This is a genomic window from Paraburkholderia sp., assembly GCF_036488795.1.
Lineage (GTDB): Bacteria > Pseudomonadota > Gammaproteobacteria > Burkholderiales > Burkholderiaceae > Paraburkholderia.
The window spans coordinates 16,928-41,226 of sequence record NZ_DASXHA010000106.1 but is presented as its reverse complement, the minus strand read 5'-3'; the positions used below and the strand labels follow the sequence as shown (position 1 = coordinate 41,226).

At 65.0% G+C, this 24,299-nt stretch carries 18 protein-coding genes; 8 read left to right on the top strand and 10 right to left on the bottom strand.

What is annotated here, in order from left to right; all coding sequences use genetic code 11:
• Window positions 1-9 precede the first annotated feature (9 nt).
• Entirely contained in the window at window positions 10-1,386 is a 1,377-nt protein-coding gene (gene radA, locus VGH41_RS15355) for a DNA repair protein RadA (protein ID WP_331598321.1), read from the top strand.
• A 141-nt stretch (window positions 1,387-1,527) separates the two neighbouring features.
• Window positions 1,528-1,791 carry a DUF2866 domain-containing protein gene (locus tag VGH41_RS15350; RefSeq protein WP_331598320.1) on the top strand — a complete coding sequence of 88 codons (264 nt, stop codon included), beginning with the start codon at window positions 1,528-1,530 and terminating at the stop codon, window positions 1,789-1,791.
• Between the two features lie 148 nt (window positions 1,792-1,939).
• On the opposite strand, the gene VGH41_RS15345 is transcribed toward VGH41_RS15350, so the two are convergent.
• Together VGH41_RS15345 and VGH41_RS15340 are read right to left on the bottom strand one after the other, a co-directional pair.
• Window positions 1,940-3,016 carry a CaiB/BaiF CoA transferase family protein gene (locus VGH41_RS15345; RefSeq protein WP_414696662.1) on the bottom strand — a complete coding sequence of 359 codons (1,077 nt, stop codon included), beginning with the start codon at window positions 3,014-3,016 and terminating at the stop codon, window positions 1,940-1,942.
• Between the two features lie 105 nt (window positions 3,017-3,121).
• A complete protein-coding gene (locus VGH41_RS15340; protein ID WP_331598319.1) occupies window positions 3,122-5,083 on the bottom strand; it encodes an ATP-binding cassette domain-containing protein in 1,962 nt (653 codons plus the stop codon).
• Window positions 5,084-5,205: 122 nt separating this feature from the next.
• On the opposite strand from VGH41_RS15340, the gene VGH41_RS15335 reads away from it, so the two are divergent.
• On the top strand, window positions 5,206-5,685 hold the full coding sequence (locus VGH41_RS15335; RefSeq protein ID WP_331598318.1) for a glutathione peroxidase: 480 nt from the start codon (window positions 5,206-5,208) through the stop codon (window positions 5,683-5,685).
• 57 nt (window positions 5,686-5,742) lie between these two features.
• Here VGH41_RS15335 and cls read toward each other — a convergent pair whose 3' ends face one another.
• The 6 genes from cls to dapC all read right to left on the bottom strand — a co-directional run bounded on the left by cls (window position 5,743) and on the right by dapC (window position 12,004).
• On the bottom strand, window positions 5,743-7,218 hold the full coding sequence (cls, locus tag VGH41_RS15330; protein WP_331598317.1) for a cardiolipin synthase: 1,476 nt from the start codon (window positions 7,216-7,218) through the stop codon (window positions 5,743-5,745).
• Window positions 7,219-7,371: 153 nt separating this feature from the next.
• Window positions 7,372-8,256 carry a 50S ribosomal protein L3 N(5)-glutamine methyltransferase gene (gene prmB / locus VGH41_RS15325; protein ID WP_331598316.1) on the bottom strand — a complete coding sequence of 295 codons (885 nt, stop codon included), beginning with the start codon at window positions 8,254-8,256 and terminating at the stop codon, window positions 7,372-7,374.
• 16 nt (window positions 8,257-8,272) lie between these two features.
• The gene (gene dapE / locus VGH41_RS15320; protein ID WP_331598314.1) at window positions 8,273-9,412 is read right to left on the bottom strand and encodes a succinyl-diaminopimelate desuccinylase; all 1,140 of its coding nucleotides are present in this window, start codon (window positions 9,410-9,412) and stop codon (window positions 8,273-8,275) included.
• 116 nt (window positions 9,413-9,528) lie between these two features.
• Entirely contained in the window at window positions 9,529-9,894 is a 366-nt protein-coding gene (locus VGH41_RS15315) for an ArsC family reductase (protein ID WP_331598312.1), read from the bottom strand.
• Window positions 9,894-10,721, bottom strand: a complete 828-nt coding sequence (gene dapD, locus VGH41_RS15310; RefSeq protein ID WP_331598311.1) for a 2,3,4,5-tetrahydropyridine-2,6-dicarboxylate N-succinyltransferase — start codon at window positions 10,719-10,721, stop codon at window positions 9,894-9,896. The genes VGH41_RS15315 and dapD overlap by 1 nt, the downstream gene beginning before the upstream one ends.
• A 65-nt stretch (window positions 10,722-10,786) precedes the next feature.
• Window positions 10,787-12,004: a succinyldiaminopimelate transaminase gene (gene dapC / locus VGH41_RS15305; RefSeq protein ID WP_331598310.1), complete on the bottom strand. Its 1,218-nt coding sequence runs from the start codon at window positions 12,002-12,004 to the stop codon at window positions 10,787-10,789.
• A gap of 319 nt (window positions 12,005-12,323) precedes the next feature.
• Between dapC and VGH41_RS15300 the strand changes: the two genes are divergently transcribed.
• From VGH41_RS15300 to VGH41_RS15290, 3 genes are all read left to right on the top strand, one after another.
• Window positions 12,324-13,325: a DMT family transporter gene (locus VGH41_RS15300; protein ID WP_331598309.1), complete on the top strand. Its 1,002-nt coding sequence runs from the start codon at window positions 12,324-12,326 to the stop codon at window positions 13,323-13,325.
• A 148-nt stretch (window positions 13,326-13,473) separates the two neighbouring features.
• Complete coding sequence (gene smc / locus VGH41_RS15295) at window positions 13,474-16,992, top strand: chromosome segregation protein SMC (protein WP_331598308.1); 3,519 nt, start codon at window positions 13,474-13,476, stop codon at window positions 16,990-16,992.
• A 96-nt stretch (window positions 16,993-17,088) separates the two neighbouring features.
• Window positions 17,089-18,330 (top strand): cell division protein ZipA C-terminal FtsZ-binding domain-containing protein, encoded by a 1,242-nt coding sequence (locus tag VGH41_RS15290; RefSeq protein WP_331598307.1) that lies wholly within the window; start codon window positions 17,089-17,091, stop codon window positions 18,328-18,330.
• A gap of 137 nt (window positions 18,331-18,467) precedes the next feature.
• On the opposite strand, the gene VGH41_RS15285 is transcribed toward VGH41_RS15290, so the two are convergent.
• Window positions 18,468-19,313 (bottom strand): hypothetical protein, encoded by an 846-nt coding sequence (locus tag VGH41_RS15285; protein ID WP_331598306.1) that lies wholly within the window; start codon window positions 19,311-19,313, stop codon window positions 18,468-18,470.
• Between the two features lie 278 nt (window positions 19,314-19,591).
• Here VGH41_RS15285 and ligA point away from each other — a divergent pair, with 278 nt between their 5' ends.
• Together ligA and def are read left to right on the top strand one after the other, a co-directional pair.
• Window positions 19,592-21,658, top strand: coding sequence for an NAD-dependent DNA ligase LigA (gene ligA, locus VGH41_RS15280; RefSeq protein ID WP_331598305.1), 2,067 nt, complete (start codon window positions 19,592-19,594; stop codon window positions 21,656-21,658).
• Window positions 21,655-22,188, top strand: coding sequence for a peptide deformylase (gene def / locus VGH41_RS15275; RefSeq protein WP_331598304.1), 534 nt, complete (start codon window positions 21,655-21,657; stop codon window positions 22,186-22,188). The genes ligA and def overlap by 4 nt, the downstream gene beginning before the upstream one ends.
• Before the next feature lie 117 nt (window positions 22,189-22,305).
• On the opposite strand, the gene VGH41_RS15270 is transcribed toward def, so the two are convergent.
• Entirely contained in the window at window positions 22,306-24,297 is a 1,992-nt protein-coding gene (locus VGH41_RS15270; RefSeq protein ID WP_331598303.1) for a pseudouridine synthase, read from the bottom strand.
• Window positions 24,298-24,299 lie beyond the last annotated feature (2 nt).

Sequence of the window (24,299 nt, the reverse complement as noted above, 5' to 3'; positions counted from 1 at the left end):
CAAGGGCGCGTGGCTAAACAGAAGACGATGTACACCTGCACCGAATGTGGCGGGCAGGCGCCCAAGTGGCAAGGTCAATGTCCCGCCTGTCAGGCGTGGAACACGCTGGTGGAAACGGTGGCGGAGTCGCCCTCGGCGCATCGCTTCCAGTCGCTCGCGAGGAGCGCGCCGGTGCAGCGCCTGGCGGACATCGAGGCGTCCGATGTGCCGCGCTTTTCGACCGGCGTGAGCGAATTCGACCGCGTTTTGGGCGGAGGCCTCGTGCCGGGCGGGGTGGTGCTGATCGGTGGCGATCCTGGGATTGGCAAATCGACGCTGCTGCTCCAGTCGCTGGGGGAAATTGCCCACGAGCGGCGCGCGCTGTATATCAGCGGCGAAGAATCGGCTGCGCAGATTGCGTTGCGGGCGCAACGGTTGTCGCTGCTCGATCCCGGCTCGAAGGCGAGCGAGTTGCGGCTGCTCGCTGAAATCCAGCTCGAAAAGATCCAGGCGACCATCGAGAGCGAGCGGCCCGACGTCGCGGTGATCGATTCGATTCAGACGGTTTATTCCGAGGCGCTGACTTCGGCGCCCGGTTCGGTTGCGCAGGTGCGCGAATGCGCGGCGCAGCTGACGCGTATCGCCAAGCAATCGGGCACCGCAATCATCATGGTCGGCCACGTGACCAAGGAAGGCAATCTGGCCGGCCCGCGCGTGCTCGAACACATCGTGGACACGGTGCTGTACTTCGAAGGCGACACGCACTCCTCATTCCGGCTGGTTCGGGCCTTCAAGAACCGCTTCGGCGCCGTCAACGAACTGGGTGTTTTCGCGATGACCGAGCGCGGTCTGCGCGGCGTCGCCAATCCGTCAGCGCTGTTCCTTTCGCAGCACGAACAGATCGTGCCGGGCTCCTGCGTGCTGGTCACGCAGGAAGGCTCGCGGCCGCTGCTCGTCGAAGTGCAGGCGCTGGTCGACGCGGCTAACGTGCCCAATCCGCGGCGTCTCGCAGTGGGGCTGGAACAGAACCGTCTCGCGATGCTGCTGGCGGTGCTGCACCGCCACGCGGGCATTGCCTGCTTCGACCAGGACGTGTTCCTGAACGCGGTGGGCGGCGTCAAGATTACCGAGCCGGCCGCCGACCTGGCCGTACTGCTGGCGATCCACTCGTCGATGCGCAACAAGCCGCTGCCCAAAGGGCTGATCGTGTTCGGTGAAGTGGGGCTTGCGGGCGAGATCCGCCCGTCGCCACGCGGCCAGGACCGGCTCAAGGAAGCCGCGAAGCTGGGCTTTTCGATCGCGCTGATTCCGAAAGCGAATGCGCCGAAACAGGCCATAGAAGGCTTACAGGTTATTGCGGTCGACCGGCTGGAGCAGGCCATCGACCGCGTCAGAACGCTTGAATAGGCGGCCTGCGCGGCGTCTTCCGGGGGAAATCTCCCCGTAATGTGCCGTAAATAACTCCGTATTGGCTGTAACCCACGCGAAGCGCCTTTTCCCTAAGCTGGGCGGGTCTGCCATCCCTCTCATGCGGAAAAGGATCGCGCCTTGAAACAGTCTCATGAAACCGTGACCGAGCACACGATCCAGATGCGCGGCTGCCGCGTCTCTGCGCCCATCCGTCAGCCTTGGGGCGGAGCGTGCCGGATCGTTGAATGGATCGATACCACCGGCCAGATCTCGCGCCGCGTGGTCGCTGAACACGTGACGCCGGACGAGGTCCGCGCCACCATCGACCGGCACGTCGAAGGCCGAAAACACGTGCTCTACGACGACGAACATGCGCCGCGGCAGACCTTGCCGCGGCGGTAGGCGGTTGCTTCGAGCCGGGTGTGCGCTGGCCCTTTGGCGCTGACCGAAGCGTTTGGTGCGGATCCGGGTCTGCGCATGTGCCTCGCGAGGCGGCCCGGTTCAGCTAGCCGGCGCGCAGCGGGATTGCCCGGCAGATGCACGAACGAGTCTAGCTGAGCGAACCGTCTTCGAGCCCCGCTTCGTCTTCGCCGGCACTTACGTAGGCGTCCGGATTGAAGAGCGGGTGCTGCGCCGCTTCGGCCGGAGTCAGAACCGGCGACACGCAGCAGTCCAGCGGTTCGAGCAACCTGACCCATTCCTCCAACGAGCGGCCGGCAATCAGATCCGCCAGCTCCTGCGTGAGCGCCACCGCATCCGGACCGCCGATTGCCTGACCCACGCTCCAGTGCCGGTACGCCCATTCCGGCCGGTCGAGCGCATGGCACAGCGTTTCCCAGAACTTGAGTTCGAGCGCGCCGACTGCGAGCCACCGTCCATCCTGGGTCCGATACAGGTTATAGCAGGGCACACCGCCATTGAGCAGGCCGCCGCCGGCGGGCGGCGCGGCGCCGTCGTTCGCAAGCGCGATCCGGGCGATGAAGTTGTTGGCGTGAGTGGCGTGAGTCATCGACACGTCGACGAAGCGGCCCTCGCCGCCGCGCGACACGTGCCACAGCGCGGCGAGAATCTGCGTGACCGCGCTCAACGCGCCGCCGAGCAGGTCGGCAATCTGGAAGTTCGGCATGATCGGCGCGCCATCACGGCTCGCCAGTTGTTCGAGCACGCCCGCGTAGCCGATATAGTTCAGGTCGTGGCCGGCCTGCGCGGCGAACGGCCCGCTCGAACCGTAACCGGTGATGGCACAGTAGACGAGCCGCGGATTGAGCGCGCGCAGCGTCTCATAGCCAATGCCGAGCCGTCCCATCACACCCGGGCGGAAGCTTTCGATCAACACGTCCGCTTCGCTCGCGAGTGCCCGCAGCACCGTGCGTCCCGCTTCCGACTTGAGATCGAGCCGGGTTTCGCGCTTGCCGCGGTTGACCATGCGGTAGAACGCGCCGGGGCGGCCGGCGACGCGATCGCCCGACGCCTGCATCATGGTGCGCGTAGGGTCGCCGGAACCGGGCGCTTCGATCTTCAGCACGTCCGCGCCGAGTTCGGCGAGGCGCAGGGCCGCAACCGGGCCGGGTAAGAGGCGCGTCAGATCGAGAACGCGCAGGCCTTGCAATGCAGGGGAAGACGACAATGCCAACCTCCTCAAGAAAACGCCGGGCCGTTCCAGGTTTGCCTCGCCTGAAAGCCACACGTTCGGGGCGCTTAGGCGCGCCGGCGCGGACCAGATGGCGCGCGGCTAGCCAATCTGTTCGAGTTCCTCATGCGTATCGAGCCATTCGGCTTCCAGCGTTTCGAGGCGCGCGTTCACATCCGCCTGGCGCCGGATAGCCTCGGTCAGCTTGCTTTTCTGTTCAGGATCGTAACTGGCCGGATCCGCGACGAAGGCATCGAGCGTCGTTTTTTCGGCGTTCAACGCATCCATTTCCTTTTCAATCTTCGTGATCCGGCTTTGCAGCGGTTTTTTCAGGTGCGAGAGTTTTTGACGCGTTTCGGCGTCCTGCCGACGCTGTTCCTTGCGGTTGGTCGCGCTGTCGGCTGCGTCGGCGGCATTCCCGTCGCTCCCACCATTCGCCGCACGCGCCGCGCTGCCCGCTTTCAGCGCGGCGCGCTGGTCAGCCGCGTGCTGCAGCAACCAGTCGCGGTAATCGTCGAGATCGCCGTCGAAAGGTTGCAGCCGGTGTTTCGCGACCAGCATGAATTGATCCGTGGTCGCGCGCAACAGATGACGATCGTGCGAGACGAGAATCAGCGTGCCTTCGAACTGGGCGAGCGCCATGGTCAACGCGTGGCGCGTTTCCAGATCCAGGTGGTTGGTCGGCTCGTCGAGCAGCAGCAGATTCGGCTTTTGCCAGATCACGAGCGCGAGCGCGAGGCGCGCTTTTTCGCCACCCGAGAACGGTCCGATGGCGGTAGTGGCCATTTCCCCGGAGAAATTGAAGCCGCCGAGGAAGTCGCGCAATTCCTGCTCGCGCGTGTCGGGCGCGAGCCGCGCCAGGTGCTGCAGCGCCGAGTCTTCCGGGCGCAGCGTTTCCAGTTGATGCTGCGCGAAGTAGCCGATGCGCAACCCCTTGCCTTCGCGCACGTCGCCGCCGAGCGGCGCGAGCGTGCCCGCAAGCGTCTTGATTAGCGTCGATTTGCCCTGGCCGTTGGCACCCAGCAGGCCGATCCGCTGGCCGTTCTGGATGGACAGCTTGACGTGCCCGACGATTGGAATTTCGCCATGTTCGCCGTGATAGCCGCAGCGTACGTCTTCCATCACCATCATCGGATTGGGCGCCGAGTCCGGGGTACGGAATTCGAAAGTGAACGGCGACGCCGCGTGGGCGGGGGCGATCAGCTCCATCTTTTCGAGCGCCTTCACCCGGCTCTGCGCCTGGCGCGCCTTGGTGGCCTGCGCCTTGAAGCGGTTGATGTAGCTCTGCAGATGCTCGACGGTACGCTGCTGCTTCTCGTACGCACTCTGCTGCAGCGCGAGCTGCTGGGCGCGCAGGATTTCGAACTGCGAATAGTTGCCGCCGTAGCGCTTGATCTGCTGATGCTCCAGATGCAGCGTGACATTGCAGACCGAATCGAGAAATTCACGGTCGTGCGAAATCACGATCAGCGAGCCGGGATAGCGATGCAGCCAGTCCTCCAGCCAGACGATGGCATCGAGGTCCAGGTGGTTGGTGGGTTCGTCGAGCAGCAGGAGGTCCGAGCGACACATCAGCGCCTGCGCGAGATTCAGGCGCATGCGCCAGCCACCTGAGAAACTGCTCACCGGCAGGCGCGTTTGTTCGAGCGTGAAGCCGAGGCCAAGCAGGAGCGCTTCGGCGCGTGCCGGGGCAGTGTAGCCGTCGGCGTCGGCGAAGGCTGCGTGCGCTTCACCTTCGGCCGCGCCGTCATGCGCGGCTGAGGCGGCGGCAATCGCCGCTTCGATGGCGCGCAGCGCCGCGTCGCCGTCGAGCGTATAGGCGAGTGCCGACTTGTCGACCGCCGGGGTTTCCTGTGCGACGTGCGCGATTTGCCACGACGGCGGCATTGAGAAGTCGCCGGCGTCCGCGTGCAGTTCGCCGAGCAGCACGGCGAACAGGGTCGACTTGCCCGCACCGTTCGCCCCGACCAGGCCGGCTTTTTCGCCGGGGTTCAGGGTGAAGGTGGTTTGTTCGAAGAGCGGTTTGGTGCCGCGCGCGAGACTGAACTGGTTGAAACGGATCACGAAGAGGCCGGGCTGGGAAAAACGCTATTTTAGACCGGCGGGCGGGGGATCGGCATCGGCCATTTGGCCGACTGTACCCGCAAGACTTTTAGCTTAGACTGACGCCTTTCAGGAGAGGACACATGGCATCGATTTACACCTTCTCGGCGCGCACACTCGGCGGCGAGGAGATCAGCCTGGACCGCTATCGCGGCAAGGTCCTGCTGATCGTCAATACGGCCAGCGAATGCGGCTTCACGCCGCAGTACGCGGGCCTGCAAAAGCTGTACGACGCTTATGCGGCGCGCGGGCTCGAGATTCTCGGCTTCCCCTGCAACCAGTTCGGCAAACAGGAACCGGGCGACGCAACGCAGATCGGCAGTTTTTGCGAAAAGAACTTCGGCGTGAGCTTTCCGATGTTCGACAAGATCGACGTGAAAGGCCAGAACGCCCATCCGCTGTATCGCTACCTGACGGGAGAGGCGCCGGGCGTGCTGGGACTGGAGGCCATCAAATGGAACTTCACCAAGTTCCTGATCGGCCGTGACGGCAGCGTCGTGAAACGCTACGCGCCGGTCACGAAGCCCGAGGCGATAGTCGAGGACGTCGAGAAGCTGCTGTGACCCGGCGCGCTGGCGTTGCGCACACGCCGGCAGCGCTGCAAGCCCGCAACGCGGGCGTCAAAGAATCGGCGAAAAGAGCCGTGCCACGTGCATGATCACCCGTCTGAGCGCCGGCGCGTGGCGGTACTCGTTACGATCAATCTCATACGATTCGTCGAAGTCGCGCAGCAACATCGTTTCCACTTCGGCGGCAAAGCCGCGGTCCACGGTCAGCACCATGATCTCGAAGTTCAGCCGGAACGACCGGTTGTCGAGATTGGCGCTGCCAATGGCCGCAGCAACGTCGTCGATCAGGATGACCTTCTGATGCAGGAAACCTGGCCGATAACGGAAGATGCGAATGCCGGCGCATACCGAGTCGTACGCATACAGTTTGGAAGCCTCGAACACGACCCGGTGGTCGCGCCGGCTCGGGATCAGGATGCGCACCTCCACGCCGCGCATCACGGCTAGCCGCAGCGCGGAAAACACGGCTTCGTCGGGAATCAGGTAGGGCGTGGTGATCCAGATCCGGCGGCGCGCCGCGTTGATCGCCTCGACGAAGAACAGAGAGCAGGTTTCCTGTTCGTCGGCGGGGCCGGTCGGCATCACGATGCAGTGCATGCCTTCGCCGGCCGCTTCGCCAGCTGCTTCACCGGACCCGGCGGCGGCCTGGATGTCGGACGGCATGTCGAGCGGCGGCAACTGCTGGGTGGCCCAGTACCAGTCTTCGGTGAACACGAACTGGATGCTGGCGACAGCCGGACCGCGCACTTCGATATGCGTATCGCGCCACGGCGAGAGCGGCGGCTTCGCCCCGAGATATTCCACACCGACGTTGTGACCGCCCACGAAGGCGCGCTCGCCGTCCACCGAAACGATTTTGCGGTGATTGCGGAAGTTGAGCTGGAAACGGTTGACGAAGCGGCGATTGGTGGCGAACGGATGTACCTCGACGCCACCTGCCCGGAGCTGGGCCACGTAACGATGCGGCAGGTCGAAGCTGCCGATGCTGTCGTACAGGAAGTAGATGCGCACGCCTTGCGCGGCTTTGGTGAGCAGCGTGTCCTTCAGAATCTCGCCAAGCGCATCGTCGCGCACGATGAAGAACTGGACGATCACGTACTTGCGGGCCTGTTCGATGGCCTCCAGGATCGCCGCGAAGGTCGCCTCGCCGTTCACCAGCGTGCGCACCGTGTTGCCCGGCAGGAACGGCATGCCGCCCAGATGTGTGAGCGAGCGCACGAGGCGAGGTCCGAGTTCGTTGGTGGGCTTGCCCTGCGACGACGCGTGCGCGTCCCATTCACGTGGGTGGGCGAGCGAGCGCAACGATTCGTTCTCGATGCGCCGCGCGTCGACGTATCCCTCGAACTTGCTGCGGCCAAGGAACAGATAGGGCACGAGCGTCAGGTAAGGCATGGCGACGAGCGACACGGCCCAGGCGACCGCGCCCTGCGAAGTCCGAGTGTTGAGGATGGCGTGACACGCCGCGATCACCCCGAGTATGTGAGCGAGGGCGACGAGCGGGGCGACGTGAAGCAAATCGAAATGCATAGGCGGGCGAAAGGTTTTCGAAGCGCTTCCTCGCCCTGAAGTGGGCGGCCGGGAAGTCGATCGCGCCCATCTTACCGAAGCCGCCCGCGTTGCGGTTGGCTTCGTCAGAGTTTAAGAATCGTTGCTGGCGCAACGGAGCAGACAGGGCAGGTCTCAGACCGGCAGATCAGCCGCCTGGATCAGGAACACGTTGTCGTCGCCGGCACTGGTGGACAACCAGACCAGATCGAGGCCGCCGAAGGCCGCTTCGACATGGGCGCGCTCGTTGCCGATCTCGACCACCAGCACGCCGTCGTCGGTCAGCCAGTTGCGTGCTTGCGCAATGATGCGGCGCACGATGTCCATGCCGTCCGCGCCACCGGCGAGCGCCATTTCGGGCTCGTGTTTGTACTCGGCGGGCAGCGACGCCATCGATTCGGCGTTCACGTACGGCGGATTCGTGATGATGACGTCATAGCGGCGCTCGGGCAGCGGCGCGAACAGGTCACCTTCGAACAGCGCAATGCGCTCTTCGAGCTTGTAATCGCCCATATTGCGCGCGGCCACTTCGAGCGCCGGTTTCGACAGATCGACGGCGTCGATATCCGCGTTCGGGAACGCATGTGCCGCGAGGATCGCGAGACAGCCTGAACCCGTGCACAGCTCGAGCACCGCGCCCACCTGTTCAGGATCTTCGACGTACGGCTGCAGGCCGTCCTGCAACAGCTCGCCGATGAACGAGCGCGGCACGATCACGCGCTCGTCCACGTGAAAGCGAAAGCCATGCATCCACGCTTCCTGCGTGATGTAGGCGGCCGGCACGCGTTCAGTCGCACGGCGCTCGATCACGTTGAGCACCGCGTCGATCTCCGCCGCGGTGAGGCGCGCGTCGAGAAACGGCTCCAGCAGGTCGAGCGGCAGGTGCAACGTGTGCAGCACGAGATAGGCGGCTTCGTCATAAGCGTTGGCCGAGACATGGCCGAACGACAGTTCGGCCTGGTTGAAGCGCGTCACTGCGAAACGCAGTACGTCGCGGACGGTGGAAAACGGAAGCGTCATCGCAGATAGTCCTTGGTCATGCGACCAGTTGTTCGAGCACGCGGCGGTACACGTTCTTGAGCGGCTCGATATGAGCGACCTCGATATGCTCGTCGATCTTGTGAATACTGGCGTTCAGCGGCCCGAATTCGACCACCTGCTCGCAGATGCGCGCAATGAAGCGGCCGTCGGAGGTGCCTCCGGTGGTCGACAGTTCGGTCGTCAGACCTGTTTCGTCCTTGATGGCCTGTTCCAGCGCGTTGGACAGTTCGCCGCGCGGGGTCAGAAAGGGCAGGCCGCTCACCGACCATTGCAGCTCGTATTCGAGCTTGTGCCTGTCGAGAATCGCGTGCACGCGGCTTTGCAGGCCCTCCACGGTGCTCGCGGTCGAGAAGCGGAAGTTGAACATCACGTCCGCGTGACCCGGAATCACATTGCTCGCGCCGGTGCCGCTATGGATGTTCGAGACCTGCCAGGTGGTGGGCGGGAAGTATTCGTTGCCGTCGTCCCAGCGTTCGGCCACCAGTTCCGCGAGCGCGGGCGCGAGCAGATGCACCGGGTTCTTCGCCAGATGCGGATAGGCGATATGGCCTTGCACGCCCTTCACGGTGAGCTTGCCGGACATCGAACCGCGCCGGCCGTTCTTCACCATGTCGCCGAATTTCGCGCTCGACGTCGGTTCGCCCACCACGCAATAGTCGAGGCGCTCGCCGCGTGCCTGCAGCGCTTCGATTACCTTGACGGTGCCGTCGGTCGCCGGACCTTCCTCGTCGCTCGTGATCAGAAAGCCGATCGAGCCGCGATGCTCCGGGTGCGCCGCGACGAACTCTTCGCTCGCCACCACGAAGCCGGCAATCGACGTCTTCATGTCCGCCGCGCCACGGCCATACAGCATGCCGTCGCGGTGGGTCGGCTCGAATGGCGGCGAGCTCCATTGTTCAAGCGGGCCGGTCGGCACCACGTCGGTGTGGCCGGCGAATACGAGCAGCTTGCCGCGCGTACCGTCGATGCCGCGCCTGACGGCCCACAGGTTGGTCACGCCGTGCGATTCGATGGTCTCACAGTCGAAGCCGAGCGCCGCCAGGCGTTCGATCAGGAGGTGCTGGCAATGCTGGTCGTCGGGCGTGACGGACGCGCGTGCGATCAGTTGTTCGGTAAGGGCGAGGGTGCCGGACATGGATTCAGTACTAGCCACTTTGAAATGAAAAATTGCCGGCATGCAGATCAGACCCGCAGCCGGCAACAGCATGGAGAGCGCGCTCAAGCCACAGTCAGGCCGCGCTCAACCTCGGTTTATGCGAACAGCGTCTCGTATTCGTCCGCGGAAAAGCCAAGCGTCTTGACGCGGCCGTTGACCACCACCACCGGCCGCTTGATGACCGAGGGCTTGTGGATCATCAGAGCGATCGCACCCGGCTGGGTGTCGGCCGCCGCTTTCATGTCGTCGGACAGGGCGCGCCACGTCGTGCCGCGGCGGTTCAGCAATGCATCGAGCTTGACGTCTTTCAGCCAGTCCTGCACGAGCGGTTCGGTCACGCCGTGCTTCTTGAAGTCGTGGAACTCGAACTCGACGCCGTGTTCTTCCAGCCACACGCGGGCCTTCTTCACGGTGTCGCAGTTCGGGATGCCGTAGACGACAGTCTTGTTGGCGCGCGCCATCAGTCGCCTCGCAGCAGCTCGTTGAGACCGACCTTGGCGCGCGTCTTGGCGTCGACCTTCTTGACGATCACCGCGCAGTACAGACTATGCGAGCCGTCTTTCGACGGCAGGTTGCCGGCCACCACCACCGAGCCCGCCGGAATGCGGCCATACGTGACTTCGCCGGTTTCACGGTCATAAATCTTGGTGCTTTGACCGAGGTACACGCCCATCGAGATCACCGAATTTTCTTCGACGATCACGCCTTCCACGACTTCCGAACGCGCGCCAATAAAGCAGTTGTCTTCGATGATGACCGGATTGGCCTGCAGCGGCTCCAGCACACCGCCGATGCCCACGCCGCCCGACAGGTGGACGTTCTTGCCGATCTGCGCGCACGAGCCGACGGTGGCCCACGTGTCGACCATCGTGCCTTCGTCGACGTATGCGCCGATGTTGGTGTACGACGGCATCAGCACGACATTCCTGGCGATGAACGAACCGCGGCGCGCGATGGCGGGCGGCACCACGCGGAAGCCGCCGGCTGCGAAATCTTCAGCCGTGTAGCCGGCGAATTTCGACGGCACCTTGTCATAGAACTGGGAGTAGCCGCCAGCCGGCATGGGCGCGTTGTCTTCCAGGCGGAACGACAGCAGCACGGCCTTTTTCAGCCACTGATTGACGACCCAGTCGCCGTCCTTCTTCTCGGCGACGCGCAGTACACCCTTGTCCAGTTGTTCGATGGCGTGCGCGACGGCGTCGCGCACGTCGGCGGGAGCGGCCTTCGGCGAAAGCTCTGCGCGATTTTCCCAGGCGTTATCGATGATCTGCTGAAGTTGTTGCGACATATTCGTGGCTAACCGTGATTGATGGAATTGAAATCTGAGGAAAAAGCGGCGGCGCGCGGTGCGTTTTAGCGCGCGAGCGCGCGGCAAAAGTCGACGATGCGCTGTGCGCCCTGGGTGCACTCGTCGACGTCGGCGACGAGCGCGAGGCGCACGAAATTGCGGCCGGGATTCGTGTCGTGCGCGGTGCGCGCGAGATACGAGCCCGGCAGAACCGTCACATTATAGTCGGCGTAGAGACGCTGGGCGAACTGGGTATCCGACAGGCCAGTGCGCGTGACGTCGGCCCACAGATAGAAGGCCGCGTCCGGCAGGCGCACGTCGAGCACCTCGGCGAGCATGGGCGTGACGGTGGCGAATTTCTGCACGTAGCGGGCGCGATTCTCGCGCACGTGCGCCTCGTCGTTCCATGCGGCGATGCTGGCCGCCTGATACACCGTCGAGAGCGCCGCGCCGTGATACGTGCGGTACAGCAGGAACTGCCTGAGAATCTGCGCGTCGCCTGCCACGAAGCCCGAGCGCATGCCCGGCACGTTCGAGCGCTTCGACAGGCTCGACAGCATCACGAGGCGCTCGAATCCGCGGCCCAGCTTGTGCGCCGCTTCGAGACCGCCCAGCGGCGGGTGCGCTTCGTCGAAGTAGATTTCCGAGTAGCACTCGTCAGAGGCGATGACGAAGCCATAACGGTCCGACAGCGCAAACAGCTCGCGCCAGTCTTCCAGCGTCATCACGGCGCCGGTCGGATTGCCCGGTGAGCACACGTAGAGCAGTTGCGTGCGCGCCCAGATGCCGGCCGGGATGGTCGAATAGTCGCAGGCGAAATTACGCGCCGGATTGCTGTTGACGAAATACGGCTGGGCGCCCGCCAGCAAGGCCGCGCCTTCATAGATCTGGTAGAACGGGTTGGGGCAGAGTACGATCGCGGGCTCGCCGGCGCCATTGCGCTTCGGGTCGATCACGGTCTGCGCCAGCGCAAACAGCGCCTCGCGCGATCCGGCCACCGGCAACACCTGGGTCGCCGGATCGAGCGGCGGCAGGTGGTAGCGCTGCGTGACCCAGTTGGCAATCGACTCACGCAACGCCGGAGAACCTAGCGTGGCCGGATAGGCCGCCAGGCCGCCCAGCGACGCGATCACCGCATCGCGGATCAGCGCCGGCGTAGGATGTTTGGGTTCGCCAATGCCGAAACTGATGTGCGGCAAGGCGGCGGGCGGCGTGACATCCTTGAAGAGCGCGCGCAGCTTTTCAAAGGGATAGGGCTGGAGGGAGTCGAGTAGCGGGTTCACTTGGCGGATCGGGCCTGATCGAAGACGGGCGAAGACAGGTGAGCGGCACGCGCGGCGGCCGCCACACTTGGGCAGCGGTGAATGGACGGCACCGGCGGCGAACGAATGATTATAGCGTGGCGCCGCGGCCGCAGGGCTTTGCCGCCCGGCGGACGATGGCCGCGCCCGAGGGGCGCGCCGGACGCGGGCGCCGCTGGCAAAAAAGGTCTGGAGGAGCAATGCAGGCGGCAGTTGAGGTCAATCGAGGTCATCTGGCACGGCACCCTGGCGGGGCGGACGGGGCGGACACCCCCGCGCGCGCGGGCGGGAGCGCCGCGCCATGAACAACTGGATCCGCACGAGCTGGCCGACGTTCGCCATCATGCTGGGGGCGTCGGTGTGGGGCATGATCTGGTATCCGCTGCGCATGCTGGCCGCGCTCGGCGTGACCGGTACGGCTGCGAGCGCGCTGACGAGCGGCGCCGGCTGTCTGTTCGTGCTGCTGGTCCGGTATCGCGCCATCAAAACGGTGCGCTGGCACTGGCTGCTGCCCGCGCTCGCGCTGGCCGCGGGCATCACCAACCTCGGCTTCGTGTGGGGCTCGATCCACGGCCAGGTGATGCGCGTCCTGCTGCTCTTCTATCTGACACCGGCATGGACCGCGCTGTTCGCCCATTTCATCCTGCATGAGCGCCTGAGCTGGTCCGGCGCGGGTCTCGCCGTGCTGTCGCTGGCGGGCGCCATGACCATGCTGTGGTCGCCGCAACTGGGCTTGCCGGTGCCCGCCAATCTGGCCGAATGGGGTGGTCTTGCGGGCGGCATGGGCTTTGCCATGAGCAACGTGCTGATTCTGAAGACGAGCCGCGTGCTCCCCGGCATGAAAGCGGAGATGCGCACCGCCACCATTTTTGGCGGCGCGGCCATCTTCAGCGCGTGCGCGTCGTGCTTCGAAGCGATGCCGGCGCCGCCTGGCGGCGCGCATCTCGGCGCGGCGGCGTTGCTGGTGATGGGCCTAGGCTTTCTGCTCGCGTCGAACAACATGCTGGTGCAATACGGCGTGGCCCGCATTCCGGCCAACCGGGCCTCGATCATCATGCTGTTCGAAATCGTGGTGACCGCGCTGTCCGCGTGGCTGTTCGCCGGTGAGACACCCGGTCCGCGCGAATGGGCCGGCGGCTTGTGCATCGTGCTGGCGTCCGCGCTGTCGAGCTGGGTGCATCGCACGCGGGCCAAGCCCACGGCGGCTGCGCACCCCGAAGCGACGCTTGACGTCGAGCCGCACGCCGGTTCGGGCGGCGATCGCGATCCGGACCGTCAGGATCGCTCGCGCGCGATGGTATGATTGCCCCTGCTTGCCGTAACGCGCTTCACCGCGGGTGCGCGGCGTCCGTATCGCGGGGCTGGCATGGGTCGTTTCGCTGCATCGTAGAACGGCTCACGCGGCCCTTGCGGTCCACCTTTATTTTCCCTTTTCAATCAGCGATATCGCCGTGCGTCTGACCTCGATCAAACTCGCTGGCTTCAAGTCATTCGTCGATCCCACGCATTTCCAGGTTCCTGGCCAGCTTGTCGGCGTGGTCGGTCCCAATGGTTGCGGCAAGTCCAACATCATCGACGCCGTGCGCTGGGTGCTCGGCGAATCGCGTGCCTCCGAGTTGCGCGGCGAGTCGATGCAGGACGTGATCTTCAATGGCTCGACCGCGCGCAAGCCAGGTAGCCGGGCCAGCGTCGAACTCGTGTTCGACAACGCCGACGGCCGTGCCGCCGGCCAGTGGGGCCAGTATGCCGAGATCGCCGTCAAGCGCGTGCTGACGCGCGACGGTACCTCGAGCTACTACATCAACAATCTGCCGGCGCGCCGCCGGGACATCCAGGACATCTTCCTCGGCACGGGTCTCGGGCCGCGTGCCTACGCGATCATCGGGCAGGGCATGATTGCACGCCTCATCGAGGCGAAGCCCGAAGAGCTGCGCGTGTTCCTCGAAGAAGCCGCGGGCGTGTCGAAGTACAAGGAGCGCCGCCGCGAAACCGAAAGCCGGCTGCACGATACGCGTGAGAATCTCACGCGGGTCGAGGACATCGTGCGTGAGCTCGGCACGAACCTTGAAAAGCTCGAAGGCCAGGCGGTCGTTGCGACGAAGTTCAAGGAACTGCAGGCCGACGGCGAAATGAAGCAGCGCCTCTTGTGGCTGCTGCGCAAGAACGAAGCCGGCGGCGAACAGGAACGCCAGAAGCGCGCAATCGAACAGGCGCAGATCGACCTCGAAGCGCACACGGCGAAGCTGCGCGAAGTGGAAGCGCAGCTGGAAACGTTGCGGGTTGCGCACTATTCGGCGAGCGACGCGATGCAGGGCGCACAGGGTGCGCTCTATGAAGCGAATGCCGAGGTGAGTCGCCTCGAAGCGGAGATCAAATTCATCGTCGAGTCGCGCAACCGCGTGCAGGCACAGATCGCCGCGCTGACCGCGCAGCGCGAACAGTGGCAGTCGCAGGCGCAGAAGTCCCAGGACGATCTGGCAGACGCCGAAGAGCAACTGGCGGTGGCCGAAGAAAAGGCCGCACTGGCCGAAGACGAAGCCGGCGCGAAGCACGACGCCATGCCGGCACTCGAAGGGCGCTGGCGCGACGCGCAGACGCAACTGAACGAAGAGCGTGGTGGCATTGCGCAGACCGAGCAGGCGTTGAAGCTCGAAGCGGCCCATCAGCGCAACGCCGACCAGCAATTGCAGCAGTTGCAGCAGCGTCACGAACGTCTGAAGGCGGAAGCGGGCGGTCTGGATGCACCGGACGAAGCGCAGCTCGAAGAGCTGCGCATGCAGCTGGCCGAGCACGAAGAGATCTTGCACGACGCGCAGGCGCGTCTTGCCGACGCGCAGGAAACCCTGCCGCGCCTGGACGGCGAGCGGCGTAGCGCGCAAGAACGCGTGCAGTCGGAAAGCGCGCAGATTCATCAGCTTGACGCGCGCCTCGCAGCGCTCAGGCAATTGCAGGAAAACGTCCAGACCGAAGGCAAGATTCAGCCCTGGCTCGAAAAGCATGAACTGAACAGCCTGCCGCGTCTGTGGAAGAAGCTGCACGTCGAAGCCGGCTGGGAAACCGCGCTGGAAGCCGTGCTGCGCGAGCGGCTTGCCGCGCTCGAAGTGTCGAATCTGGATTGGGTCAAGGCGTTCGCCACCGACGCGCCGCCCGCCAAGCTCGCGTTCTACGCGCCGCCCGTGGCCGGCGCGCCAGCTGCCGCGGCTGGCTCCTTGCGTCCGTTGCTGTCGCTCGTGCGGATTGACGATGCGGGCTTGCGCGCGGTCCTGAACGACTGGCTCGGTTCGGCCTACGTCGCCGACGACCTCGGCCAGGCACTCGCGGCGCGCGCGCAACTGCCGGAAGGCGCTTCGTTCGTCGTCAAGGCAGGTCACGTCGTGACGCGTGTGGGTGTGCAGCTGTATGCCGCCGACTCCGAGCAGGCCGGCATGCTGGCCCGTCAGCAGGAAATCGAAAACCTGACGCGTCAGGTGCGCGCCCAGGCCCTGCTCGCGGACGAAGCCAAGGCCGCCGCGATTCGCGCCGAAGCCGCGCACACGCAGGCGGCCCAGGCGTTGTCGGACGTCCGCCAGCAGGCTGAACGGGCAACCCAGCGCGTGCACGCACTGCAGATGGACGTGTTGAAGCTGACCCAGGCGCATGAGCGCTATATGCAGCGCAGCACGCAGATTCGCGAAGAACTGGCAGAGATCACCGCTCAGATCGAGGAACAGCGTGCGCTGCGTGCCGAATCGGAAGCGAACTTCGAGCGACATGATGGCGAACTGGCCGAGTTGCAGGCGCGTTTCGAAGACAATCAGCTGGCCTTCGAAGCCCTCGACGAAGCATTGACCGCGGCGCGCGCGCAGTCGCGCGATCTGGATCGTGCCGCCACGGACGCGCGCTTTGCCGCGCGCAACATGGCCAATCGGATTGACGAGTTGAAGCGCAGCATTCAGGTCGCGCACGAGCAAAGCGAGCGGGTGGCCGGGTCGCTGGAAGACGCACGCGCCGAACTCGAAACGATCAACCAGCAGACCGCGCACACCGGCCTGCAGGGCGCGCTGGAGATTCGGGCTGCCAAGGAAGAGTTGCTGCATGCCGCGCGCCTGGAACTGGACGACCTGACGGCCAGGCTGCGCGCCGCGGACGAAACCCGTCTGACCGCCGAGCGTGCGCTGCAGCCATTGCGCGATCGCATCACCGAGTTGCAGTTGAAGGAACAGGCCGCACGCCTGAATGCCGAGCAGTTCATCGAGCAGCTCGCCGCGGCGGGCGTCGACGAGGCCGAATTGCAAGCCAGACTGACGCCGGACATGAAGCCGTCCTATCTGCAGGGCGAAGTGACGCGCCTGAACAACGCCATTGCGGCGCTCGGACCGGTCAATATGGCTGCGCTCGACGAACTGAAGGCGGCCAGCGAGCGCAAGAACTTCCTCGACGCGCAGTCGGCCGACCTGACAAGCGCCATCGAAACGCTGGAAGATGCGATCCACAAGATCGACCAGGAAACACGCACGCTGCTGCAAGGCACGTTCGACCAGGTGAACCAGCATTTCGGCGAACTGTTCCCGCGTCTGTTCGGCGGCGGGCAGGCGAAGCTGATCATGACCGGCGACGAGATTCTCGACGCCGGCGTGCAGGTGATGGCGCAGCCGCCCGGCAAGAAGAACTCGACGATCCACCTGCTGTCCGGTGGCGAGAAGGCACTGACCGCGACCGCGCTCGTGTTCGCGATGTTCCAGTTGAATCCCGCGCCGTTCTGTCTGCTCGACGAAGTGGACGCGCCGCTCGACGACGCCAACACGGAGCGCTTTGCCAACCTGGTGCGTGCCATGTCGGACAAGACGCAGTTCCTGTTCATCTCGCACAACAAGATCGCGATGGAAATGGCTCAGCAACTGATCGGCGTGACGATGCAGGAGCAAGGCGTGTCGCGGATCGTCGCGGTGGACATGGAAACGGCCGCGGGTTTCGCCCAGAATATCGTTTGAGATCGGACGGCGCCGCCTGCGCCCCCGCTGCGGCTCGCGAGCCGCGCGGCGCAGGCGTGATGCCGCGCAAACAGAAGAATTGCTGATGGAGCATGCATGGACGAGTTGACACTCGGTTTGATCGGCGCGGGAGCCGTGGTGGTCGGGGGCGTGGTGGTGTACAACGCATGGCAGGGCGCGAAGGTCCGCCGCCGCATGCCGCGGCCCATGCCGGCCGACCCGGCCGAGGCCTTTGCACGCGACGAACAGGAAGAACAAAGCCCGTTCATCGAACCGGCCCGGCCTGCTACGCGCCGTGAACCCGTGTCCGAGGACGCGGCTGATGCAGGCTCGCGCGTCGAACCTACTTTCGGCACGGCCGCGCCGCTCGATACGCCCGCCGACATCCAGGCCGAAACAACCACGCCGAACGGCTTTCCCGAAGCCGGGACCGAAGCTGCGGATGAGCGTGCCGAGCCGACGGTCGACGAACCAGCGGAGCCGATCATGCCCGCCGCGACGACCATTTCGTCCGCGCCGCCGGCCATCGTGGACCGCCGCATTGATTGCATCGTACCGATTCGCCTCGCGGGCCCGATTGCCGGCGAGAAGGTGATTCCGCTTGCGCAGCGCCTGCGCCGCGCGGGCAGCAAGCCGGTTCATATCGAAGGTAAGCCGGAGGGCGGCGGCACCTGGGAACTGCTGCAAAACGGCGTGCGCTATGAAGAGTTGCGAGCGGCGGCGCAGCTTGCGAACCGGAGCGGCCCGCTCAACGAACTGGAGTTCTCGGAGTTCGTCACCGGCGTGCAGCAATTCGCGGACGCCATCGACGCGGCGCCGGAATTTCCCGACATGATGGAGACGGTGGCGATGGCACGCGAACTGGACGGCTTTGCTGCTCAGTGCGACGCGCAACTGTCGATCAACGTGATGTCGGACGGTGCACCGTGGTCGGCTAACTACGTGCAGGCGGTGGCGTCGCAAGACGGTTTGCTGCTCTCGCGCGACGGCACGCGTTTTGTAAAGCTCGACGCGAGGCAAAGCCCGGTGTTCATGCTGCAATTCGGCGACACCAACTTCCTGCGCGACGACCTCACGTATAAGGGCGGCCAGATGATCACGCTGGTGCTCGACGTGCCGGTGGCCGACGAAGACATCTTGCCGTTCCGTCTGATGTGCGATTACGCGAAATCGCTGTCCGAGCGGATTGGTGGTCGCGTGGTTGACGACGGACGCCGACCGTTGCCGGAAACCGCGCTGCTGGCAATTGAAAAGCAACTGATGACCTTGTATGCGAAGCTCGAACAGGCTGGCATTCCGGCGGGCTCGCCGGCAACGCGGCGCCTGTTCAGTCAGTAAGACTGCAATGCGCGAGGCACGTCCCCTGGCGTGATGGTGGGCTACGGGACGCCTCGCGCGGCGTCTCTCTCCACCCGGCGCCGGGCCGCTTGCGCCCGCGCATCGCTTAGCCGCCTGAGTGCGGCGGCACCTGAGCGTCACCGAACCTCCCTTGGCCATGCCGCGCCGCTGATCCACGCCTTCATCGCGGCGACGACTGCTTCATCCTGCCCATAGAAACCGTGATGTGCCATCGCCTTGCACGGGTTGCCGCTTGCGCTTCCGCCGCTCACGGCAATCAGATCGTGGCCGTCGTTCGCAATGCGCTGCGCCGCGCTGAATGAACAGAGAAAACAGGCGTCATCCACATGGTGAACGAACAACTGCCGCGCGCGGATTTCTCCGTAGTTAAAGCCGATCAAGGGCGTCGCCTGACCCCGGGCGGGACTGCTCAAGGTCGATGTATGAATGACCGCATCCCACGTATCCGGCAGCGCGCGACCGACGAACGCCGACGAGATCGTTCCGCGACTCGTCCCGATCAGTACGAGCTCTGCGGCGGGAAAGCGCATGCGTAAATCAGCCGCAATTCGTGCGATGTCCTGCGCATGCCGGGGGGAGGCCCGAAACGCATCCGAGTAGCCGCCTGGCTGGTCTGAAGGCGCATCGACGATGGCTGTGGCGAAGCGCTCGTCGACCAGCAGGCTGCGTGCACGAACGAGAAAATTGTTCTTCTCGCGCAGGTGTACGGTGCCGTCGCCTGTCTGCGCGAGTTGCAGGTCGCCGTCGCCGCCGGGGAACATCACGAGAATCCAGTCGGGCTTACTGCCGTCTTTTTGAGTGAGCAGGTAGGCGATGGAAGCGTTGTCGGCGAGCGGCACGTTGATTACCTGTTCGCCTGCGCAGGCCGACGAGCAATACGACACGAATAGCCCGAGGCAAGAAGCACAAATCAGCGACACGAACTGGCGAAAGCTACGCCTCAACGCAGAGAGACCCGTCATCGTTACTCCTGTGATTGATTGTGGTGAGGGCATTCGTATGCCGGTAGCGCGGAGTGCTCACAATCGCATCGCGCTGCGCGTGCGTCAACGTGCTGGCCCAAGCGTTAGCCAACTGGACAAGGCCGGCGGTCGGTTACGCAGCGACATGGGGCTCGCTGACGGGACGTGCCGGCCGTGGGTGAGCGGACGTACGAAACTGGCCGTTCGGCCAATGTCCACGACAAGCGGTTCCTGCGATAATCGGAGGTCTGAATTTCACCGGCGAACCTTCCGAAAGCATGGCCCGAACCACTGTCCCTCATCCTGTCACCAGCGCTGCGGCCAACCCCGGCCCGGCCGAACGTGCCGTGTGGTTGCGCGCGGAGCTCGAGCGCGCGAACCATGCGTACTACGTGCTCGACCAGCCGGACCTGCCGGACGCGGAATACGACAAGCTTTTCAAGGAACTGCAGCAGATCGAGACGGAGCACCCGGATCTCATCACGCCTGATTCGCCCACCCAGCGTGTGGGAGGCGAGGTGGCGAGTGGCTTCGAGCCGGTTGTGCACGACCAGCCCATGCTGTCGTTGAACAACGGCTTCGCGGACGAAGACATCGTCGCGTTCGACAAGCGCATTGCCGACGCGCTGCGCAAGAGCCCGGTCGATTACGCGAGCGAACTCAAGTTCGACGGTCTTGCCATTTCGCTGCGCTACGAAGACGGCCGCTTCGTGCAGGCGGCCACGCGCGGCGACGGTGCGACCGGCGAAGACGTGACCGGGAATGTTCGGACCATCCGTTCCATCCCGCTCAAGCTCAAAGGCAAGCGCATTCCAAAGCTGCTCGACGTGCGCGGCGAAGTGCTGATGTTCAAGCGCGATTTCGAACGCATGAACGAGCGGCAACGTGCGGCGGGACTCAAGGAATTTGCGAACCCGCGTAACGCCGCGGCGGGCAGTCTGCGCCAGCTCGATTCGAAGATCACCGCGCAGCGGCCGCTGTCCTTTTTCGCCTACGGGATTGGCGTGCTGGACGGCGAACCGATGCCGGCCACGCATAGCGCGATGCTCGACTGGTACAGCGAGCTTGGTTTGCCGGTCAACGGCGAGCGTGCGGTAGTGCAAGGTGCAGATGGCTTGCTCGGGTTTTTCCGCTCGGTGGGGGAGAAGCGCGACAAGCTGCCGTACGACATCGACGGCGTGGTGTACAAGGTCAATGCGCGCGACGAGCAGGACGCGCTTGGATACGTCTCGCGCGCGCCGCGTTTTGCGCTTGCGCATAAATTTCCGGCGCAGGAAGCGTTGACCCGGTTGCTGGCAATCGACGTGCAGGTTGGCCGAACCGGCGCAATTACGCCGGTGGCGCGTCTGGAGCCGGTATTCGTCGGCGGCGCGACCGTGACGAATGCCACGTTGCACAACGAAGACGAAGTGCGTCGTAAGGACATTCGTATCGGTGACACGGTGATCGTGCGGCGCGCCGGCGACGTAATCCCCGAGGTGGTGAGCGCGCTGCTCGACCGCCGTCCCGACAACGCCGCCGGGTTCGTCATGCCCACGCAATGTCCCGTCTGTGGGTCGGCGATCGAACGTCTGCCCGACGAGGCAATCGCCCGCTGCACAGGTGGCCTGTTCTGCCCGGCCCAGCGCAAGCAGGCACTATGGCACTTTGCGCAACGTCGGGCGCTCGATATTGACGGGCTTGGGGAAAAGATCATCGATCAACTGGTCGAGCTGAATCTGGTGCGCACGCCGGCCGACCTGTTCAACCTCGGCTTTGCCACGCTGGCCGAACTCGATCGCTTCGCCGACAAGTCGGCGCAAAACCTGCTCGATTCGATCGAAAAGGCCAGGCACACCACGCTCGCGCGTTTCATCTACGCGCTTGGGATTCGCCACGTGGGAGAGTCCACGGCGAAGGACCTGGCCAAACACTTCGGCTCGCTCGATCCGATCCTGGAAGCCTCGCTCGAAGAATTGCTGGAAGTCAACGACGTCGGGCCTGTGGTCGCAGAGTCGATTCATCAGTTCTTTGCCGAAGAGCATAACCGCACGGTGATCGAACAGTTGCGCGCGCCGGGCAAGGTGACGTGGCCGGAAGGGCCGCCCGCGCCGAAGGCACCGCAGGGTGTGCTGGCCGGCAAGACCGTAGTGTTGACGGGCACTTTGCCCACGTTGGCGCGTGAAGAAGCGAAAGAAATGCTGGAAGCAGCCGGTGCGAAAGTGGCCGGTTCGGTGTCGAAGAAAACTGACTACGTGGTAGCCGGCGCTGAAGCAGGCAGCAAACTTGCGAAGGCCGAGGAACTTGGCATCCCCGTGCTCGACGAAGATGGTATGCGTAAGCTCCTGGAGGGGCAGATAACATGATTCGCGAAATTCTCAAGATGGGCGATCCGCGCCTTTTGCGCATCGCCGCTCCAGTCGATCATTTCGACACGCCCGAACTTCATACCCTGATCCAGGACATGTTCGAGACCATGCATGACGCCAATGGCGCGGGTCTGGCGGCGCCGCAGATCGGCGTCGACCTGCAGGTCGTGATTTTCGGTTTCGGGCATAACGAGCGCTATCCGGACGCACCGCCAGTGCCGGAAACCGTGCTGATCAATCCGACCGTCACGCCGGTCTCGCAAGACATGGAAGAGGGGTGGGAAGGCTGCCTGTCGGTTCCGGGGTTGCGTGGCGCCGTCAGTCGCTTCTCGATGATCCGCTACCACGGCTTCGACCAGTACGGCAAACCGATTGACCGCGTTGCCGAAGGCTTTCATGCGCGCGTCGTGCAGCACGAGTGCGATCACCTGATCGGCAAGCTCTATCCAATGCGGATCAACGACTTCGCTAAATTCGGCTTCACGGAGGTGCTGTTTCCGGATATGGATCCGAATAGCGACGATTGAAGGCCTGCCGCAAAAAGAAAGCCCACGCATGCGCGTGGGCTTTCTTGCATCCGGAGCTTGGACCTCTCCAACCTCTGGACGCTGAACGCACAAAGGTGCGTTCGCGCCGGCGCCGGGTCAGAACGATTCGTCGGCTGACAGATAGCGCCACTGGCCGGGTGGCAAGGCGCCGAGCGGCACGCTGCCCATCCGCACGCGCTTCAGACCGACCACCTCGAGGCCGACCAGTTCGCACATGCGACGGATCTGACGCTTCTTGCCTTCGCGCAACACGAAGCGCAATTGCTCGCCGTTCTGCCAGCTAACCTTCGCGGGCTTGAGCGGCACATCGTCGAGTTCGAGGCCGTGACGCAGCAGCGTGAGGCTCTCGGGCGGGAAGTGCTGATCGATTTCGGTCGTCATCTCGCCGTATGTCACGCGGACCAGGTACTCCTTTTCGACCTCCGAATGTCCGCCGATCAGACGTTTCGCAATGCGCCCGTCTTGCGTCAGCACGAGCAGGCCGGTCGAATCGATGTCGAGCCGGCCGGCCGGTGCGAGCTGACGCAGATGCGACACCGAAAAACGGATGTCCGAGTGGTCGCCTTCCCAGCGATTGTCCGGCGTGACGAGCGTGATGGCCGGTTGATAGCCGTCCTCAGCCTGACCCGAGACATAACCGACCGGCTTGTGCAGCAGAATCGTGACCTGCCGTGCCTGGATGGCCTGGGCGGCCGGATCGATCTCGATGCGCTGGTCCGGACGGACCTTGCTGCCGAGCGTGTCGATTTTCACACCGTCCACCAGGACCCAGCCGTTTTCGATCCATTCGTCGGCTTCACGGCGCGAGCACAGGCCGAGTTCCGACATCAGCTTCGACAGGCGCAAGGTGCCGGGGGCATCTTCGTGATCACGGTGATGCGCGGCGGGGCGCGAGGTCCCTTCGTCGGCGCGGCCCGGTTTTGCAGCCGGCGGAGCTTTACGTGCGGGCTTGTCGCCGTATGCGGGGCGCTCGCGGTCGCCAAAGCGGCCGCCCGAAGCCGGCTTGTCAGCGCTGCGCGCGGGGCGGGTGCCGCGATCATCTCGCGCAGGCCTGTCGCCGAAGTCGCGTTTCGCCGGTGCCCGTGCGCCGGCGTCTTCGCGTGGGCCACGTTCCGGGCGGTCGCCGTAGCCACTCTTGACGGGTTTGGCGAAGCTGCGCTCGCCGCGTTCGAACGAACCCCGCGGCTTCGAGGCCGGGCGCTCGCCTGACGGAGCCCGGCGCGCGTTGTCGTCTCGCGAAGGCCGCTCGAAGGAGCGGCGCTCTTCGCGTGCGCCGCCACGGTCTGCACCAAAACGTGGGCGTTCCGACGTGCCGCGCTCGCGCGAGGTGTCGCCCTCGCGTCGTGGCGGACGTGCGTCTCGCCCGCCGGCGTCGGACGGACGACCGGTGCGCGGGGCGCCGGAGCGACGCGTATCGTCGGCTGCGCCACGCGGGCCGCCCGTTGCCGGGCGACGGGTGCCTTCGTCGCGTGCAAAGCGTGCCGGCCGTTCACCGCGTTCGCCTTCGGTACGACGCGGCGCGCTGAACGTGCGTTCACCTGTCGCCCCGCGCCTTGCTCCAGCAGGACCATCGCCTCGCGGCGTACGTTCGAAACGTTCACCTTCGGTACGACGCGGCGCACGCTCGCTGCGTTCGCCTTCAAACCGGCGCGGCGCGCGCTCGCCACGTTCAGCTTCAGCGCGGCGTGGGCCGCGTTCAGTGCGTTCGCCTTCGGCATGGCGTGGCGCGCGCTCACTGCGTTCACCTTCGAAACGTCGCGGCGCCCGTTCGCTACTGGATCCGCCCTCAAAGCGGCGCGGCGCGCCAGCGGCGCCTTCGCGCCGCGGCGGCCGATCGGCTGACGGCGCTCGTCGTCCTTCGCCGCCGCCCGCATCGCGCTCACGCGAAAACGAGCCTTCGCTGCGTGGTGGGCGCGCACCGCCCGCAGGCTTGCCGGCCGGGCGCCTCGCGGCACCGGCCGGAGCCGGCGTGGCTGGCCGGGGCCCGGCAGGGCGCGTCGGTTTACGCGCGGTGGTACTTCCCGAGCGAACAGGGGCGCGCTCGGACGAAGCCGACCGCGGGTGCTTGGCTGTCAATTTGACTCGCATGA